Raw genomic sequence first — 17,443 nt, forward strand, 5'->3', positions numbered from 1 at the left:
AACGCCATGGGTTACTTCGCTGTCCCGTACGTCATCCACTTCGATGACACGATGGCCTACGGGAGCCATCACTTCCTCACCAACTTCAAGTTCCAGTGCGCGGGCCGAGAGCACCTGCTCTTCGGGCCCCACTTCTTCGAGGTGCCCGAGTTCCGCCGCGACTTCGAGCGCGTTCTCCTGCTCACGTATGAGGGGTACTCGCGCAACCTCGCGCCCGCGAACCTGGGCGACCGGCTGGTGGTGCTGACGTCGTTCGAGGAGCGGGGCGAGGTGTCGGTCCGCTTCTGCTTCCGGACGTTGAAGCAGGACGGAACGCCCGTGGCCTGCGGCTACCAGACGGTGCTCTGCGCCGACAAGGAGACCGGAGCGCTCTGCCCGTTCCCCGACTCGTTCCGCCCGTGCTTCGAGTCCCTGGCCGACATGTTCGAGCCCGCCGCGACGCTGAGCTTCCGGGAGCGCGCGCTCAAGGGCGGCACCGCCATGTCGGAGCTGTTCTCGGAGAGCGTCCGGGGACTGGCGAGGCAGCTCCTCGCGGACCCGACCGCGTTGGGGTCGGCTCGGTTGGTGGAGGCGATGGCGCCGGTGCGCACCACTCCGAAGGAGGCGGCGGCCTTGGGGCTGCCTGTCGGTGCCACCGCGTTCCTGTTCGCGGGGCAGGGCTCGTTCGAGCCTGGGTTGTTCGCGCGACTGCTGCTCCTTCAGCCGGAGCTGCGCGATGAACTCGCGGCAGTGGAGGACGTGGCGCGGCGGTACGGGTTCGAGGTGGGGCCCTTGCTCGCGGCCCGTGACGCGGACGAGGTGCGGCGGGTGCTGGAGCAGTCGCCCCGGTTGGACCAGCTCGGCATCTTCTTGTCGGGAGTGCTCGGGGCGCGGTGGCTGATGCGCGAGGGCCGGGCTCCCGACATCTTCGTGGGGCACAGCTTCGGGGAGATCGCCGCGATGACGGCGGCGGGGGCGCTGGATGTGCGGGGTGGCGCGGAGGTGGTGTGCCTGCGCAGCCAGGCGCTCCAGTCGGTGTCGGACGACCTGGGAACGCTCGCCGCGGTTGCGTTGGGGGAGGCGGAGGCGTCGCGGACCCTCGCCGAGTGCGGCGCGGCTGGGCTGGTCATCGCGGGTCGCAACCACGCGAAGCAGACCGTGGTGGCGGGGGCGCGCGCGGAATTGGAGCGGCTCCGTTCACACCTGGAGCAGCGGGGACAGGGCTTCACGTTCGTGGCCAGCCGGTATCCGTTCCACCATCCAGGGCTGCGGAGCGCGGCGGAGGCGTTTCGTGCGGCGCTCGCGCGCGTCGAGATGCGGCCACCGCGAGGACCCATCTACTCGCCGATCGAGCGAAGGGTGTACTCAGGGGGGCCGGGCGAGTTGGCGGACGCGCTTGCTTCTCACCTGGTCCACCCCTTCGACTTCCAGGGCGCGGTGGAGTGGTTGTCGCGCTCGGGTTGCACGCGCTTCCTGGACTGTGGGACGGAGGGGCGACTGGCGCGCATCGTTCAGCGCATCCTCCCGGCGACCGCTGTCACCGAGCTGAGCGCCATCGCCGGGTTGCTGCCCTCGGAGGCGGCCTTCGTGGTGCCGTCGCTCGGGAAGGGTGAGGGCAGGACTCCGCCGGCGGGCTCGGCCCCCGTGGTGCCGGCTCGTGGTGATGCGGCGGAGGAAGTGCCGGAGGTCGCCATCGTCTCGCTCGGGTGTCTGTTTCCGGGTGGAGCGTCGGACCCGGAAGCCTACTGGCGGAACATCCGTCAGGGGGTGAGCGGCATCGTCGACCCGGGCGCGAGCGAGCCTTCCCTGGTCACCGACTTCGTGGGTCCCACGGGGACGCCGGACCGCGCCTACACGCTCCTCACGGGCGCGGTGCGAGACGCGGACCTGGTGGCTCCGCGAGGTGTCGACCCCGCGCGCTTCCACCGGTACGTCCGGGAGCAGAAGCTCCTGGCCATCGCGCTCGCGCAGGGAATGACAGGGCTGGAGGGCATCGCCACACGCTCGCCCGAGCGCATCCAGTGTCTTCTCGGCTCCACGGCGGAAGGGTCGTCCGAGTACGACGCGGCGCTCAGCCTGGAAGCGGGAGAGGCCCTCCTCCGAGCGAACGGGATGCACGGGGCCGACCTCGCGTTGCTGTCACAGGCGGCGCGTTCGGTGATGGGAGTGGAGACGCGGTCTTCCGAGCTGGCGCCGCATCCCACGCTTCAGGCGGTGGTGACGGACGTCGTGGGACGGGGTGTCTCCACGGTGTTGCTCGATGCCGCGTGCGCGTCCTCGCTCTATGCCATCGCGCTGGGGATGAAGTCGCTTCAGCAGGGGGATGCGGACCTGGTGCTGGCCGGCGGAGTCTTCTCGCCGGGCCCTGGCAACAGTTGTCTCTTCTCCCAGTTCAACGGGCTCTCGGGGACCGGGAGTCGTCCGTTCGATGAGCGGGCGGATGGAGTCATCTTCGGAGAGGGCGCGGGCGTCGTGGGGCTGATGCGGCTGCCGGACGCGCTCTCCGCGGGGCTTCCGGTGCGGGCCATCGTCCGGGGCACGGGGCTGTCCAGTGATGGGCGCAGCAGCTCGGCGAACGTTCCGCGCGTCGAGGGCCAGGTGTCCGCGATGAAGGCGTGCTACGCGGCGGCGGACATCGACCCGGCCACCATCCAGTACCTGGAGGCCCACGGCACGGCCACGCCGGCGGGGGATGCCACCGAGCTGAAGTCGATTGCGAAGGTCTTCGGCGGCAGGCGCGAGGGCATCCAGCTCGCGAGCGTGAAGGCGCTGATTGGCCACGTGGGCTGGGCGGCGGGCGCGGCCTCGGTCATCAAGTTGTGCAAGGCGCTGGAGCACCGACTCATTCCAAGGCAGGCGAACTTCGAGCGACCTGGCGCGGAGCTGCGCGCGCTGGGCCCCGACTTCGAGGTGAGCCTGAGCGAGCAGCCCTGGCCCGAGAATGGCGAGCATCCTCGCCGTGCCGCCACGAACGGCTTTGGCTTCGGGGGAACCAACGCGCACTTGGTGCTCGAGGAGTATCGGGGTGGGCGTGTCGCGCCGAGCGCCTCGGCACGGGCGGGCCAGCGCGGTGAGCGGGTGGCGGAGCCTCGAAGTGGGCTTCGTGCACCGAGCGCCTCGAAGCGGGCGGGGCCGAGTGGTGAGCTGGTGGTGGTGGCCGCCGAGGGGGTGTTCCCGGATTCGAGCGGCCTGCCGGGTGTCGGTGTGCCGTCCGAGGTGGGAGCACGCTTCGACGCCGCGGCCTTCAGGCTGCCGTCCTCGCTGAGGCTGTTGCCGGACATCGCCGAGGACATGGACCTGACGCAGGGGCTCGCGCTCACGGCCGCCAGTGCGCTCGTCCAGAAGCTGGAGGGCTTCGATGGACTTCGCGCGGGAACGGCCCTCGTGCTCGGCCTCGAAGGGAAGACGCGCAGAGGCGTGGAGGCCATCCAGCGCGTGTTGGCCGCGTCCACGCGTCGCAAGCTGAGAGAGCGCGTCCTGAGGGCTCCGGAGCAGGCGGCGTTGTTGCCGCTGGCGGAGCGCTTCCATGACGTGGTGCTGGGGACGCTGCGTCCCTCGGGGCCCTACACGCTGCAAGGGATGATGGCGAACGTCACGCCGGGGCGCGTGGCGGGAGCGCTGGATGTGAAGGGCCCCAACTTCGTGGTCGATGCCGGAGGGGCTTCGCTGGCCGCCGCGCTGAAGGCCGCGCGAGGGGTGTTGGAGACGGGCTTCGAGCTGGTGCTCGTGGGTGGGGCGCATGTGCTCCGCCCTGGGGCTGTCGCGAGTGGGTCTCAACCGGAGGAGGGCTTGATGTTGTTGGCGGTCACCACCGCCGAGAAAGCCGCGCGGCGAGGTCTGAAGGTGCTGTGCCGCCTCCAGATGTCGGAGGCCACGGACTCACGAACGGGGGCCGGCCATGTGCTGCCGCCACACTCTGCGCGCGAAAGCTTGGAAGTCCTCCGAGCGGTGCGGGCAGCCGCCGAAGGACGTCCCGCCACGCTGCGGTTCCATCCGGAAGCCGCGAGCGGTGTCCGACTGGAGCTTCAGCTCCTGCCGGAAGGGGCCGCGCGGCCGGAGCGTGGGCTTCAGCCTCGGTCCACCACCCAACCCGTGGGACTGGGAACCGAGAAGAGGATGGCCTCTCCGGACTCGCGTCACGCGGAGCCGAAGGAGGTCGCCGCCGAAGAGGCATCCAGCGGCTTCGACCACAGTGCGCCCATCGGCTATTACTCGCCCGTGCTCGTCGAGCACCCCGTGCGGTCAACGCGGCCCACGCGTCGCGACGTGCGTCGCGTCCTCGTCATCGCGGAGGACGAAGCGCTGGCTCACGAACTGGAGCCTCATGCACGCCGGCTGTTCGGGCCTGACCACCTCGTGCTCTTCGCGGGCGAAGCGAAGTCAGCGGGACAGGTTCGCGGCATCGACCTGACCCGCGAGGAGACGGCCGACGCGGCGCTGGAGGCGTTGGGCTTCTCACCCCAGCTCATCCTCGCCGTCAGTCGAATCGAGCCGCATGCGCGCGAGGCCGAGGTGGTCTCCGACACGGCGCTGCGCCACGAGGCGCTGGAGTTGCTCTTCCTCGCCGCCCGTCGCTCCTACGAGCCGCTCCTCACGGGAGAAGTCACGCTGGCGAGCGTGTGCGTGGGAGGCGTGGGCCCCGGGCGCGTCCTGCACCCGATGACCGGTCTGTTCGCCGGGATGCTCAAGTCCGTCGCTCGTGAAGTCCCGGCGCGAAACGTTCGCGCCATCGCGACCTCACGGCGGAGCCTGCCCGAGGCCCTGGCGCAGGCCCTGGCCGAGTTGGACTCGGAGGAGGAAGGCACCCCCTCGGTCGAGGTCTGCTTCGACGGAGAGGCTCGGTGTGTCCGCCGACTCCGTCCCACCGCCCCTCCGGTGCCTGGCTCATCCACACTCGATTCCAGCTCCGTGGTGTTGCTGACGGGAGGCGGGCGAGGTGTCACGGCGGTGCTCGCCGGGGCACTCCTGAAGCGGTACGGCTGCACGGTGGTGCTCCTGGGACGCAGCGACCCGGAAGCCGCGCCCGAGCGGGTGCTGCACGCCCCGGAGGACCAGCTTCCCGGGGTGGAGCGGGAGTTCTACGCCTCGGAGCTGGCGGCGAAGCCGGGCACGCGGATGCCCGAGCTGCGAGCACGCTTCGAGCGATACCTCGCGGTCCGGGAGCTGCGGTCCACGCTGGTGGGCCTCGCGAAGCTGCCAGGACGCATGGTCTACCGCGTCGCGGACGTCACGAGCCCGGGAGACGTGGCACGGGTGATGGACGAGCTCACTCGAGAGCACCGGCGCCTGGACCTGGTGGTCCACGGAGCGGGCACGCAGACGTCCAAGAAGCTCAACCGTCGGCGTCTCGCGGAGCTTCGCACGAACCTGGACACGAAGCTGCTCGGGCTTCGCAACCTGCACGCCGCCTGCGCGAGCCGCTTCGCGCGTCCCGTGCCGTTCCATGTCCTCACGTCCGCGTTCAGCTTCATCGGCAATGACGGACAGGCGGACTACGGCGCGGCGAACGAGGCGCTGGACCGCCTGTGCGCCTGGGCCACTGACGCCAATCCCGGGACGCCCTGGTGCAGCGTGGGGTGGCTGGCCTGGGACGGAATCGGGATGACCCGAGGCTCCGAGTATCGCGTGCTCGGCGCCAGCAGGAAGCTGCGCGGGATTCGCGCGGAGGAGGGCGAAGCGCTGTTCCTCCAACTCCTCGAGGGCACTCCGCGCGAGTCCATCCACGTGCAGCTCACGGAGAGCGAGCGCTCCTACTACGGCCTGGAGGTTCTGCCCGCGGAGCCCCCGCCAGCGACGGAGCCTTCCGCCGTGTTGAGAGACCTCGTGGTCGATGCCGCCAGCGTGCCATGCCTGGAGGACCACCTCGTCCGGGGCACGCCCACGCTGCCGGGGGCCTGGGCGCTGGACTTGATGCTGCATGCCGCGCTGGGCGACGGGCGACCGGAGCTTCGCACCGTCACCATCGAAGACGTGCGGTTCTCCCGCTTCATCCGCGTGAAGACCGGGGGACGTCAGGACCTGCGGGCCGAGTGCACCCAGCTCACCGACGAGCCTGGCCGTCACTGCGTGCGAGTGAAGCTGCTGGGCGACATCGTCCATGCCTCCGGCGTGGTGCTCGAACGAGACCTCGTCTTCGCGGAGGCCCGCTTCACGTTGTCGGCCCAGCCGCCCCAGGGCACGCCGGGGCTCGACGCCGCGACACCCTCGGGACGCGGCCTCCTCGCGGAGGACCCCCACTGCGCGCGGGGCGGACCCATCGAACTGCGGAAGATGTTCGACTGCCTGGAGGACATCCGCCTGGAGCACTCGGCGCGCTTCGCGAGGCTGGGGCTCCCCGCGCGGCGAGAAGAGGCGGGGGCCACCGTGCCCGCGCTCGTCCTGGACGCGGCGCTGCGACTGAGCGCGATGCATGTGGATGGAGTGTCGAGCGCCGTCTTCGCGCCCATCCAGTTCGAGCGAGCCACCTTCGACCGCGGGCTGGTGGGCAGGACGGATGGACCGCTGCGGCTGTCATTGAAGGCGCTGAGTCCCCGGCTGGACGGGGACATCCTCCAGTGCGGCACCGTCGCGGCGGTCGACGAGGCGGGGCGCTTGCGAATGCTGCTCGAGGGCGGCCTCGCGCGTCCCATGGCTTGAACCCTCTCTCCATCGGGTGAACACAATGAACTCCACCGCACTGTCGACGGCATCCCTGCCCATCGATGACCCGAAGCCGCTCCGCGCGGAGTTGCGTCGGGTGATGCCTCCCGAATCCTTCGAGCCACAGCCTCATCGTGGTGTCATCGCGCTGGCGCTGGTGCCAGTGATGATGGGGCTCACCGGCCTGCTGGGCTGGGGCGGACTGCCCTGGTGGCTCTGTCTGCCGCTCTCGTTCCTGCTCGGGCAGATGGTCACCACCGTGGGGCTGGCCGCGCACGAGGCGCTGCACCACGCGGTCTTCCGCAGCCGACGCTGGGAGGAGGTCCTCGGGTGGGCGGGCTTCGGCCCGTTCCTCGTCACGCCGGGCAACTGGCGTGCGTGGCATGTCCAGGCGCACCACAGCGCCGCGAACATCCACCAGAGAGACCCGGACATCCTCCCGCGTCAGCAGGACCTGAGCACCCAGCGGTTCGCGCGGTTGTTCCATGCGATTTCGCCGGGTTCGGGCACCTGGGTCAGCTACGTCAGCTTCGGCCTGTTCTTCACCGCGCAGGGCCAGGCGTTCCTGTGGCACCACATCCGCCAGCCCCAGTTCCGGCACGTCCGCATGAACCTCGTGAAGGAGCGAATCCTCACGGTGCTCGTCACGGCGGGCTGGCTCGCGCTGGGCTTCGCCATGGGGCCGCGAGGCGCGCTGTTCGCGCTCGTCATCCCCCTGCTCGTCGCCAATGTCACGCTGATGATCTACATCGCCACCAACCACTGGCTCCTGCCTGCGTCCGAGGACAGTGACAACCCCTTCGTGAACACCGCGAGCGTGGAGACCCACCCGCTGATGGACTGGGCCCATCTCAACTTCAGCTACCACCAGGAGCACCACATCTTCCCGGCCATGAGCCCCCGCTTCGCGCCGCTGTTGCGGCAACGGCTGCGGGAGCTCAAGCCGGAGGCGTCCGCCGTCTTTCCCCATGTCCACGCCCTGCGCACCCTGTACTCGCGCCCGGCGCTGTACTCGCCCACGGACGGCACCGTGCTGGTGGGCAGGGACGGCACTCCCGCCGTGAGCACGGAGGAGCTGCGCAGGCGACTCGACTCTCCCGGGCAGGCCATGTCGTGAAAAAAGGGGGCGCCTCGGACCCGATGCGCTGCTCCGAGGCGCCCTTCGCCCGCCGTGCAGGGCCGGGGGGAAAATCGCCCGGAGCGCGCGACGCCAGCGCCGTCGAGGCATCCGAGCGCCCAGCCCCCTCTGGCCCTTCGCGGGAGATGCACCCACATGGCAGGACTTTTCGACCCCCTGGCGCTCCGTGAGAATGTCGTCGCGCGCAACCGCATCTGGCTTGCGCCCCTCACGAACCAGCAGAGCCATGCGGACGGCACGCTGTCCGATGACGAACTCCACTTCCTGTCACGGCGCGCGGACGGGGGCTTCGGGCTGCTGGAGACCTGCGCTGCGCACGTGGAGCAGGACGGCAAGGCCTGGCCGGGCGAGCTGGGCGTGCACGACGACGCGATGCTGCCGGGCTTGCGCAGGCTGGCCGAGCGAATCCACCAGGGCGGCGCGCTCCTGTCCGCGCAGCTCTTCCACGGGGGGCTGCGAGCCGACCCCGCCGTCAGCGGCCTGACGCGCTGGAGCGCGAGCGCTCACACGGAAGAGGCGGACCGCTGCAGGGCGGGGACGGAGGAGGATATCCAGGGCGCCATCGAGGCCTTCGCGAGCGCGGCGCGCCGCTGCGCGCAGGCGGGCTTCGACGGCGTGGAGCTCCACGGCGCGCATGGATACCTGCTGTCGCAGTTCCTGAGCACCACGTACAACCGTCGAGAGGACCGCTGGGGCGGCTCGCTGGAGAATCGCTCCAGGCTCATCCGCGAGACGCTGGCCGCCGTCCGTCGCGCGGCGCCCGGACTGGTTCTCGCCGTGCGCCTGTCTCCCGAGGACTTCGGGCAGGCCAAGGGCCTGGACCTGGACGAGACGATTGAAGTCGCGCGGATGCTCGCCCAGGAGGGCATGGACGTCCTCCACCTGTCCCTCTGGCGCTCCGCGCTCAACACCCACAAGCGGCCGCAGGAGCACGCGACGACACTGTTCCGCGCGGCGGTGCCTCCGCGGGTCAAGATTGTCGTGGCGGGGAACATCTGGACGAAGGAGGACGCCGAGGCGCAACTGGCGCTCGGCGCGGATGCGGTGGCCCTGGGTCGCTCCGCCATCGCCAACCATGACTGGCCCGAGCGTGTCCGCCGGGGCGACGCCATCCAGCGCGCCCCCATCCCCGCGGAGGTGCTGCGGCGGGAAGGGGCGTCAGCGGGCTTCGTCGACTACCTGCGCGCCTGGAAGAACTTCGTCGTCCCATAAGGGCGGCGCCAGCGGGAGGCCCTGGCTTCCGGGGCCCCGGGTCTCCTGGAACCCCGTTTTTTGTCTCATCGAGACTTTAAATATATGACGAGGTCGTGCGTCCTAATGGGCGCCCGACAACTTGATGGTGTGGGGCCGAACACCTCACTTCTTCTTTCAGGACCTTCGTCATGAAAAGCCGCACCCAGTGGATGCTGTGCTCGCTGTCCTTCGCCCTTGCCGCCTCTCCCGCGCTGGCCGGTGACACCTACCGCCTGCAGGACGACAACGGCCAGGAGGGTTACTCCGACGAAGGCTATGCCAGCGAGGAGGCCTCGGAGGACAAGGGCGGCGGCAAGGGGTTCGCGCTGGGCCTGGGGGTTGGATACGGCGCCCCGTACGGCCAGCTCGGCTCGCCGGCGCCGGACGATGACGACGAGAACAAGCTGGGGGACCTGGTCTCCGGCGTCATCCCGATTCAGTTGGAGGCGGGCTACTTCTTCAACCCCAACGTGTACCTGGGCGCGACCTTCCAGTACGGCATCGTGAGCCTGAAGGACGAGTCCAGCAACTGCAACGACACCGGTATCAGCTGCAGCGCGAGCCAGCTCCGCCTGGGCGTCAACGTGGCCTACCACCTCAACGTCACGCCCAAGATCGACCCCTGGGTGAGCCTGGGTGTCGGCTACGAGTTCCTCAACCAGTCCGTCAAGGCCGAGGAGAGTGGTGAGTCCGCCACCGCCAAGGTCTCCGTGAAGGGCTTCGAGTTCATCGCCGCCCAGGTGGGCCTCGACTACCGCATCACCCCGAAGTTCTCGGTGGGTCCGTTCGCCACCGTCACCGCGGGCCAGTACTCGTCCGTCACGACGTCCTTCGAGACGAGCGTGGACATCCCCGGCCTCGAGGACCTCGAGGAGACCGACGACCTGGAGACGAAGAAGATCCACGGCTTCATCTACGGCGGCGTCCGCGCGCAGTACCGCTTCTAGTCGTCGTGAGACGTCGGGCCGGGATGCACCGGCCCGACGTTCCGCTGTCTGGAGCGCGGCCGTCAGATGTACTCGTCGAGCCAGTCGAACATGCGGTGATTGGCGACGGCCTGAGCGGCCTCCTGGCAGTGCAGGAGTCCGGTGTCCTCCTCCGTGAAGAGCAGGTAGTCCTTGGGGCACGTCAGCGCGTCGTAGAGCTGTCTCGCCTGGGCCCCCGAGTACGCTTCCGCGGTGCCGTCCATGACGAGCGTGCGGCAGCGGATGCGGTGGACGACCGGCACGTTGGTGAACTCCCGCAGCTTGAAGAGCAGGTCCGACGGTGAGCTGGCGCCGTGCTTGGACATGGCGTCGCGCATGTACCAGCGGTACAGGAAGACCTGCGACATGAGCTCGTAGAGCGCCGCGTCGAACGCGGCCGGGTCCGTGTCGAGCAGCTTCATGATGTCGGGGAAGTAGCCGTTGAAGTTGTCGAACTGCGACTTTCCCCAGTCGAGGACGCCCGGGTTGGGGATGAGAATCTTCAGGCGCCGCTCGAAGGCCGCCGCGCGCGGCACCAGCGCCCCGCCCATGCTCCAGCCCAGCAGCGCGAGCCTCCGCGAGTCCACGCCGGAGATTCGCACGGCGAAGTTGACCACGGGCGTGATGACCTTCTCCCAGTCGGGCCGGAACGTCAGGTGTTGCGCCCGGACGGCCATGCCCTGACCCGGCGCGTGGACGATGAGGCAGTGGTAGCCCCGCGCGAGGGCGTCATCAATCACATACTTGGACTCCTCCGGCCACGCGTCGCGGCCCTGCTGGAAGATGAGCAGCGGCGCATCCCCGCGCGTATGCGGAGCGCGGAAGAAGTAGCCGGGGAGGGTGGTGTTCTCGTAGGGAATCCGCACGGGCGTCGCCGGAATCTCGAGCAGCCTCAGGGCCTTGTCGTAGGTGTCCACGGCCTTGCGCCCCGTGGCCAGCACGCTGGGGTGTCCCGGCTCCGGGTGGTGGATGAGCGCCGCGCGATAGTAGTTGGCCGCGCGCAGGTAGGCGTTGCCCGCGCTGCGGGAGTGACGGCGGGTGAGGCTCGCGTCCCCCATGGCCCGGAGTCGGTCCGCCGTGCTGACCCACTCGGTGGGCCAGCTCCATTCGTCCTCGGGGTGGATGCGGCTGGCGGTGTCCAGCACCTCTCCGATATCCGCCTGGGCGCTGTACGTCGCGGCCAGGAAGTGCAGGAGCTGGTTCTCCATGATGGGGTCCGACAGCAATCCCAGCTCATACCAGGGCCGCGAGGGCTCCTGGGCGCCGGGTGACGGCGCCTGGCCGGGAGCTGGCGCCGCGAGCGAGGAGTTGGCGCGCAAGAGCGCGAACCCTCCGGTGAGCCCCAGGCCCGCATGGAGCAGGGAACGGCGATTCAAGCTGAAACCCATGGTGTGCTGCCTCCTGTTCAGGATTTGGAGGCTGGAACACCCGTCCCTTTTAATTCTGTCATCGCGACCCGAAATCACAGACGCGAGGGCGACAGGGCGTCGAAAAGCACATGCGGCGGCGGGAAGAGCACGGAGCGTCCCGTGCCTTCCCCAGGCTCCTTCAGGATGTGTTACTCCATCGATTGAATCGTGCGATTGGTCCGCGCGATTGTCAAGGAGGCCCGCGCCAGGCGCGGGGCTATGGCGTGGTGAACTGGGTCAGCCAGTTCAGGTTGGTCCGCAGGGACCAGGGCGCGGTGCCGGTGCGCCAGGTCGAGTCGAGGAAGAGCCCGGTGCAGCCCCCCGTGCGCATGTAGCAGTGGTCCGCGTTGAGGTCTCCGAGCTGGATGTCCTTGATGATGTACCAGCCGCTGTTGTTGCTCTGGAAGCAGGACGTCGCCAGGGGGCAGGACTGGCCTGTCGTCTCCGTGTTTTGAGCGCGGACGGAGGACTCGGTGGGGCCGACGAAGATGTCCTGCTCGCCGTTGATGATGCGCAGGCGGTTGCTCGGCAGCGCGCGGTTGCCGTTGGCCACGCAGGAGCTCAGGTTGTAGATGGAATATTGGACGCCCGCGCCCAGGCCGTAGGCGGCTTGGACTCTCGAGTCATGGTTCTTGGCGAGGATGGCCATGATGGAGCCCTGGCTGAAGCCCGCCACGACGATGCCCTTGGAGCAGTCCGCCTTGGCGCGGGCACACAGCGTACCGACGGCGCTGGTGGACCGGCTCCCGTCATAGATGCACTTGGAGCGGGTGGCCATGGAGGAGCAGGTGCCGAACGTCCCGTTGTCGTACTCGACGGTGGCGGCGACATAGCCGCGCGACGCCATCTCCTCCACGGCGGCCAGCGCCGAGGAGTGCTCGTACGGCTCCGTGGTGCCCACCGTGTAGATGAACACGGGGTACTTGCCCGAGGCCGACGGCTCCTGGCCGCGGAGGTTGTACGTGGAGCCGCACAGCGAAGTGCCTCCGCCCCGGTACGTCGCCGTGAAGCTGCTCAGGGACTGCGCTCCTGCTGAGGACGTCCAGGCCAGGGTCAGGAGCAATCCAAGACGGAAGGTCAGCTCTGTCTGCTTCATGACTTCTCCTCGTGGGTGACGTGGGACTTCAGGTCCGGGGCTTCGGGCTCCGGACCGACGTGAGCCAGCACTGCATTCACAGGCGGCCCCGTCCTCACGATTAAGACTCCGAGGATGTCTCCTCGTCTATCTGATTTTTCGTACTGTTATGTTTTTCCTCGTTTTGTTCCGCGTCGCGAAACATGGATGTCATTGTTTCGCGAGGCGGAATGTCAGTCGAGGTGTTCGGGCGACCCCGGGTGAAGCGCGACGAGGTCCCCTGGAGGAAGGGACTGCGTCCCTGGGGAGTCGTGGAGTTGCCCAGGCACATGCGCGGGGTCTCCCTGCGAGCCCTGTGGCACCAGGGTCCATCCATTGGCGGCAACGTGGACCTGTCGCTCTATCGGGGGGACCCGGCCTTCTTCGAGCGGTCCTTCACGGTCGAGACGTATGCCCCGGGGTTCGCGGCTTCGGCGTCACTGGAAGGCAGCCTCGTCTCTCAGGACCTCGAGTCCGCTGAAGCGATGCCCCCTCGGAAGAGCACCCAGCAGGCCCGCGCCGCCGAAGCCGCGAACTGGTGCTCGTGGGACCCAATCAGCTGAGGATCCTCCCGACAGGCGAGGACCGGAGGGCCGCGCTGACCTTGAAGGCCACGGTGCGCTGGGACCTGGGCACGGTGGCCGGCGTCGTGGCGGAGTTCGCCTACGTGAATGACCCGAACAAGACGGAGTTCGTCGACGATGACACCGGCGTGGCGGTGCCTGTCTTCAAGGATGCGAACACCTACGGAGCGACGGTGATGCTCCAGGCTCGTTACTGAGCGGGGCAATCCTTCGCACGGTGTCCTGGCTGTGATTGGGTTCATCCAGGGCGGGAGTCGCTCCTGGATGAACCCATGACCCCCGCGCTTCCCTCGGGCGTCCCGACTCGCGAAGCGAGGGACGTATCACCGGGTACAGCGCGGGGGGCTGGGGGCTGGCTTCAGTTGCGACGCTTGGTCGCGAGGAACTCCGCGGCCCAGCGCTTCACCGTGTCCGCCGCATCGGCGCCCTCGGCCGGGCGGAGGGTGGGGAGGATGGACGGCGCGGACGGGCCTTCTTCACCCTGGGGACCCACGGACTGCGTCTGGCCCTTCTTGCGGACCCAGACGCGGGGGCCGGTCGGAGTGGGCGTCGCGGCGCGCGCGGGCGTCTCCGCCGCGCTCTCCGAGCGACGACGGCGAGACAGGATGACATCCGGAATGGAGTGGGGCGCGGCGTGCTCGACCCAGGCGGCGTGGAGCCGGCCCGTGGCCACCATCTGCCGACGCTTCTGGTAGTGCGCCGAGCAATAGCCGAGCGTGCGGACGGGCTGTCGACACCCGATGACTGCGCAGGCCACGGGCTGCTCGACGACGGCCTGGATTTCAGGCTCGGGCGGCGGAGCGGGGGCCTTCTTCCGCACGGGGACGGAGGGGGCGGAGTAGGGCTGGCCGCTCAGGCGCTCGGACAGACGGCGCATGGCCGTCATCAGCGGGGCGAACGACTCCTGCACGGCGCCTTGCACGATGGCTTGGAAGGCCTCATCCAGTGACGGCGTCGCCGAGGAAGCGCCGCGCGCGGGAGGAGAGCGGGAGGGTCGGGGGGAGGGGGTGACGCGACGGGCTCTGGGCATGTAGCGCTTGGCGTAGCACGGCTCAGGTTGTTCGACCATTGTGAATCCAGCCCGCTCCCCTGGTGGGTCATCCAGACTCGGTCCTCGGGGCAGGCGCGCTCTTGCTCCAAAGCCTCTCCAGGTGACGAGCGCCGCTGGCGTGATTGCAAATCGCGAAGAGCGCCTTTCCCCGTGGGTCCCGTGGAAGTGGTTCATAGAGCCAGCTTCCGCGCTGCTACAGCCCGAGGCGCACAGGCCTTGTCCGCGGTTCAGTGCCCGGGGAATCGGGTCGAACTTGACCAGATTTAAACATGAGTGTCCAACTTATGGCCCATGGCGGAAGGGGAGCGTGAGAAGTGATACCCGATGAAGCAAGCAGCCGCTCCATGAAGGCAGCCATCCTTGTCGTGGGACACGGGCCTGTCGGCGCCGCGACTGCGTGCCTGCTCGGTCGGCTTGGCGTCCATACAATCGTCATCGACAAATCGAGCACGGTGTTCCCGCAGCCGCGCGCCATCGCCCTCGACAACGAGGCGCTGCGCGTCCTGCAGATGGCGGGGCTCGCGGACGATGCCTTTCCCCGAATCGCCATTCCCTGTGTGAAGCTGCATTCACCTTTCTTCGGCCAGTTCGGGCATGTGAACACGGCGGGCAGCCTCGACGGCCATCCGAAGCTGGTGACGTTCGCTCAGCCCGAACTGGAGGCGGCGCTGCGTCGACAGGTGGCGACGCTTCCCTCCGTGGAAGTCGTGTTGGGCCTCCAGGTGGTCCGTGTCGAGGAGACCGCCGATGAGGTCATCACGACGGTGCGGGACGTGGAGGGCCGTGAGCGCCGGATTCATTCCGCGTACGTGGTCGGCGCGGACGGAGCGTCCTCCTTCGCGGAGGACTGGTTGATCATCGACGCGCTCGACGTGCCCAATCCCATCGACCACATCGAGTTCATCTGTGACCCGCGCAGGCCCACCCCGCACATGCCGAGCCCCGGTGGACGTGAGCGCTGGGAGTTCATGCTGGCGCCAGGGGAGACGCGCGAGGAGATGGAGAGCAGGGCCTGGTGGCCGGCCTGCGCGATGCGGCGAACCTGGCGTGGAAGCTCGCGGCCATCGTCCAGGGCCGCGCCGTCCCCGGCATCCTCGCCAGCTACGACACCGAACGGCGTCCGCACGCCAGGGCGATAATTGATCTGGCCAGGGTCATGGGCAGCCTGGTGATGCCTCGGAGCGCGCTCCTTGCCCAGACGACGGCGCTGCTGGCGGCGGCGTAGCAGACCGGGCCCGTGGGCCAGATGAACGGCGAACGACGTTGCTACTCCCCGCGCTTCCGACGCGCCGTTGCCGCGCTCGGCTTGCCTCCGCGCGGAGTGGAGGCGGGTGCGTCGAGCAGCGCGGGCAGTTCCATCGTCGCCAGCCTGCGCGCCTCCTCGCGGGGAACGCCCAACGACTTCAAGCAGAACTCCACCGCGTCACTGCCCGCGTCACGCCAGGTGCGATGTCCCTCCAGCACCAGGAGGATGGCGCCGAGCGTGGCGCTGGCCATGAAGCTGACCGACGACGGCAACTGGTCGATGCGGAAGTCGTACTTGCCGCTCTTGTGGCCGTCGACGAGGTCCTGGGTGGGTTGTCCCATCCACAGTGACTGCATCGACTGTTCGCTCATCGCGAAGCGGAGCAGGAACCGCCCCCAATGGGGCTCTGCATGGGCACGGCGCACGTAGAAGCGGACGCCCAGGGCGAGGCGATGCGCGGGGTCCGTGACTCCCTCGCAGCTCGCCGTAATCCGGTCATACATCTCGGTGGCGAGGTCATTCGCGATCTGCCGGAAGAAGACGTCCGTCGACTCGAGATTGTTATGGACGGTGCCGCGAGCAACGCCGGCCGCCTGGGCCAGCTCGCTCATCGATACCTGCGTCGAACCCTTCTCCGCGAACAACTGCACCGCTGCTTCCTGGATGCGGCGCTGGGCGGCGCTCATCGAGCGGCGTCGGCGTGCGGTCTTCATGAACCGGACTGTCACACATCTGGTGCTCGATGGGCGGCGAGTTCATGGATTGGACACATATGTGTAATTTCAAGCCCCGTGGTCTAGATAGAAGGCGAACAGGAGCGGGAGCTGTGGTGAACCGGCCGGCATTCGCAGAACAACGGCGAACATCCCGTCGCCGTACTCCCCCTCCATGAAGCGCGAGATGCCCACGCTGGGGACGCTCATGGGCGCCACCGGGTACCACACGGCCTGCTTCGGCCAGTTCCCCGCTGAGGACCCGGCGGCCTGCGACGAGTTCATCAACTGCGACTACAACTGCATCCGCGAGAGTGATGCGCAGGTCGTCCGCCTGCTCGAGGCGCTCGACGCCAGCGGCCAGACCGAAGACACGATTGTCGTCTTCACCTCGGACCACGGCGAGATGCTCGGCGTCCACGGGATGCGCGGCAAGGGCGTGCTGCCGTATCGCGAGTCAATCCAGGTGCCGCTGCTCGTCCGCCACCCGCTGCATGCGGGAAGCTGCTCGACGGCGACGCTGGCCAGCCACATCGCCATGGCGCCGACGCTCCTGGGCCTTGCCGGTGTGCCGACGGAGACCGTCCTTCGCGAGGTCCCAGCGCTGGTCGAGAGGGACCTCAGCGGCGTGATTCGCGCGCGTGACGACGCGGACCCTCGCGCCAACGGGGACGGCAGCCTGCTCCACTGGACCAGCCTCGTGTACCAGGACCATGTCGCGGCGCTGGCGTTCGACGAGGAGCACAAGCACAGCGGTGGCGCCACCCGCGTGTTCTCCCTGGGCAAGTCACAGTTCCGCGGAACGCTGACCCGGCGCGGGCAGATGCGAGGTGTCTTCAACGGCCGGTACACGTTCGCGCGCTACTTCGCGCCGACCCAGCACAACACGCCAGGAGACCTGGGATGCGCTGATGGCGCTGAACGACCTGGAGCTCTACGACACCGAAACCGACCCCGGCGAGCTCCACCACGTCGCCAGCAACCCGGAAGCGGCCCGCGAGCAGGTGATGCGGATGAACGCCAGGCTCAACCGGCTGCTCGCGAAAGAGGTCGGCGTCGACGACGGCCGCCACCTTCCAGGACCGGCCCGCTTCTGGCGTGCGTCCTAGCGCGTAGCAGCCCGCCATTCCCTCCCGCGCGCGGCGAGCCTGCCGCGGTTCCGGGCAGGCGGTTCGGCACGCAGGGGCGGCGCATGGGCCGCATTCCGTGCCATCGCGGGAGGCCCTCTGCCGTGAAGTGGCGAGACCCGAGACCGCGGCACTCAGGGATGAAGGAGGCTGCCGCGATGGACCGGTCCGTGGTGACAGTGGGTTGTGACAGCGCGGGTCCAGAAAAGAAAAAACCCCAGTAAGTCCGGAGACTTACTGGGGCA

General features: G+C 68.8%; 13 protein-coding genes. 9 read left to right on the forward strand and 4 right to left on the reverse strand.

Annotation, left to right across the window (positions count from 1 at the left end; translation table 11 throughout):
* The first annotated feature begins 6 nt into the window (after nt 1–6).
* The 4 genes from G4D83_RS00525 (at nt 7) to G4D83_RS00540 (ending at nt 9,936) form a co-directional block, all read left to right on the forward strand.
* Nucleotides 7–6,615 (forward strand): type I polyketide synthase, encoded by a 6,609-nt coding sequence (locus G4D83_RS00525; protein ID WP_163861252.1) that lies wholly within the window; start codon nt 7–9, stop codon nt 6,613–6,615.
* Between the two features lie 25 nt (nt 6,616–6,640).
* Nucleotides 6,641–7,735, forward strand: coding sequence for a fatty acid desaturase family protein (locus G4D83_RS00530; protein ID WP_163861254.1), 1,095 nt, complete (start codon nt 6,641–6,643; stop codon nt 7,733–7,735).
* A gap of 156 nt (nt 7,736–7,891) precedes the next feature.
* Nucleotides 7,892–8,968: an NADH:flavin oxidoreductase gene (locus tag G4D83_RS00535; protein ID WP_163861259.1), complete on the forward strand. Its 1,077-nt coding sequence runs from the start codon at nt 7,892–7,894 to the stop codon at nt 8,966–8,968.
* Between the two features lie 170 nt (nt 8,969–9,138).
* Nucleotides 9,139–9,936, forward strand: coding sequence for an outer membrane beta-barrel protein (locus G4D83_RS00540; protein ID WP_163861262.1), 798 nt, complete (start codon nt 9,139–9,141; stop codon nt 9,934–9,936).
* A gap of 62 nt (nt 9,937–9,998) precedes the next feature.
* Here the strand turns inward: G4D83_RS00540 and G4D83_RS00545 are convergent, their stop codons facing one another.
* Complete coding sequence (locus G4D83_RS00545) at nt 9,999–11,342, reverse strand: alpha/beta hydrolase family protein (protein WP_163861265.1); 1,344 nt, start codon at nt 11,340–11,342, stop codon at nt 9,999–10,001.
* Nucleotides 11,343–11,580: 238 nt separating this feature from the next.
* Nucleotides 11,581–12,459, reverse strand: coding sequence for an alpha/beta hydrolase family protein (locus G4D83_RS00550; protein WP_163861268.1), 879 nt, complete (start codon nt 12,457–12,459; stop codon nt 11,581–11,583).
* A 308-nt stretch (nt 12,460–12,767) separates the two neighbouring features.
* Between G4D83_RS00550 and G4D83_RS00555 the strand changes: the two genes are divergently transcribed.
* Together G4D83_RS00555 and G4D83_RS00560 are read left to right on the forward strand one after the other, a co-directional pair.
* Entirely contained in the window at nt 12,768–13,040 is a 273-nt protein-coding gene (locus tag G4D83_RS00555) for a hypothetical protein (protein WP_163861271.1), read from the forward strand.
* A gap of 41 nt (nt 13,041–13,081) precedes the next feature.
* On the forward strand, nt 13,082–13,258 hold the full coding sequence (locus tag G4D83_RS00560; protein ID WP_163861274.1) for a hypothetical protein: 177 nt from the start codon (nt 13,082–13,084) through the stop codon (nt 13,256–13,258).
* Nucleotides 13,259–13,419: 161 nt separating this feature from the next.
* On the opposite strand, the gene G4D83_RS00570 is transcribed toward G4D83_RS00560, so the two are convergent.
* Entirely contained in the window at nt 13,420–13,983 is a 564-nt protein-coding gene (locus G4D83_RS00570; RefSeq protein WP_240356077.1) for a cell wall protein, read from the reverse strand.
* Between the two features lie 473 nt (nt 13,984–14,456).
* Between G4D83_RS00570 and G4D83_RS45790 the strand changes: the two genes are divergently transcribed.
* Nucleotides 14,457–15,251 (forward strand): FAD-dependent monooxygenase, encoded by a 795-nt coding sequence (locus tag G4D83_RS45790; RefSeq protein WP_240356078.1) that lies wholly within the window; start codon nt 14,457–14,459, stop codon nt 15,249–15,251.
* The gene (locus G4D83_RS45795) at nt 15,176–15,337 is read left to right on the forward strand and encodes a hypothetical protein (protein WP_240356124.1); all 162 of its coding nucleotides are present in this window, start codon (nt 15,176–15,178) and stop codon (nt 15,335–15,337) included. Before G4D83_RS45790 ends, G4D83_RS45795 begins: the two co-directional genes overlap by 76 nt.
* Nucleotides 15,338–15,378: 41 nt before the next feature.
* Here the strand turns inward: G4D83_RS45795 and G4D83_RS00580 are convergent, their stop codons facing one another.
* Nucleotides 15,379–16,071: a TetR/AcrR family transcriptional regulator gene (locus G4D83_RS00580; protein WP_205522543.1), complete on the reverse strand. Its 693-nt coding sequence runs from the start codon at nt 16,069–16,071 to the stop codon at nt 15,379–15,381.
* A gap of 175 nt (nt 16,072–16,246) precedes the next feature.
* Here G4D83_RS00580 and G4D83_RS00585 point away from each other — a divergent pair, with 175 nt between their 5' ends.
* The gene (locus G4D83_RS00585; RefSeq protein ID WP_163861277.1) at nt 16,247–17,422 is read left to right on the forward strand and encodes a sulfatase-like hydrolase/transferase; all 1,176 of its coding nucleotides are present in this window, start codon (nt 16,247–16,249) and stop codon (nt 17,420–17,422) included.
* Nucleotides 17,423–17,443: the final 21 nt, after the last annotated feature.

This window comes from Myxococcus eversor (genome assembly GCF_010894455.1).
GTDB lineage: Bacteria > Myxococcota > Myxococcia > Myxococcales > Myxococcaceae > Myxococcus > Myxococcus eversor.

Bases quoted from the DNA above. Each gene is read 5' to 3' on its own strand.
- G4D83_RS00525 (WP_163861252.1), top strand. From the start codon at position 7: ATGGGTTACTTCGCTGTCCCGTACGTCATCCACTTCGATGACACGATG.
- G4D83_RS00530 (WP_163861254.1), top strand. From the start codon at position 6,641: ATGAACTCCACCGCACTGTCGACGGCATCCCTGCCCATCGATGACCCG.
- G4D83_RS00535 (WP_163861259.1), top strand. From the start codon at position 7,892: ATGGCAGGACTTTTCGACCCCCTGGCGCTCCGTGAGAATGTCGTCGCG.
- G4D83_RS00540 (WP_163861262.1), top strand. From the start codon at position 9,139: ATGAAAAGCCGCACCCAGTGGATGCTGTGCTCGCTGTCCTTCGCCCTT.
- G4D83_RS00545 (WP_163861265.1), bottom strand. From the start codon at position 11,342: ATGGGTTTCAGCTTGAATCGCCGTTCCCTGCTCCATGCGGGCCTGGGG.
- G4D83_RS00550 (WP_163861268.1), bottom strand. From the start codon at position 12,459: ATGAAGCAGACAGAGCTGACCTTCCGTCTTGGATTGCTCCTGACCCTG.
- G4D83_RS00555 (WP_163861271.1), top strand. From the start codon at position 12,768: ATGCGCGGGGTCTCCCTGCGAGCCCTGTGGCACCAGGGTCCATCCATT.
- G4D83_RS45790 (WP_240356078.1), top strand. From the start codon at position 14,457: ATGAAGGCAGCCATCCTTGTCGTGGGACACGGGCCTGTCGGCGCCGCG.
- G4D83_RS00580 (WP_205522543.1), bottom strand. From the start codon at position 16,071: ATGAAGACCGCACGCCGACGCCGCTCGATGAGCGCCGCCCAGCGCCGC.
- G4D83_RS00585 (WP_163861277.1), top strand. From the start codon at position 16,247: ATGAAGCGCGAGATGCCCACGCTGGGGACGCTCATGGGCGCCACCGGG.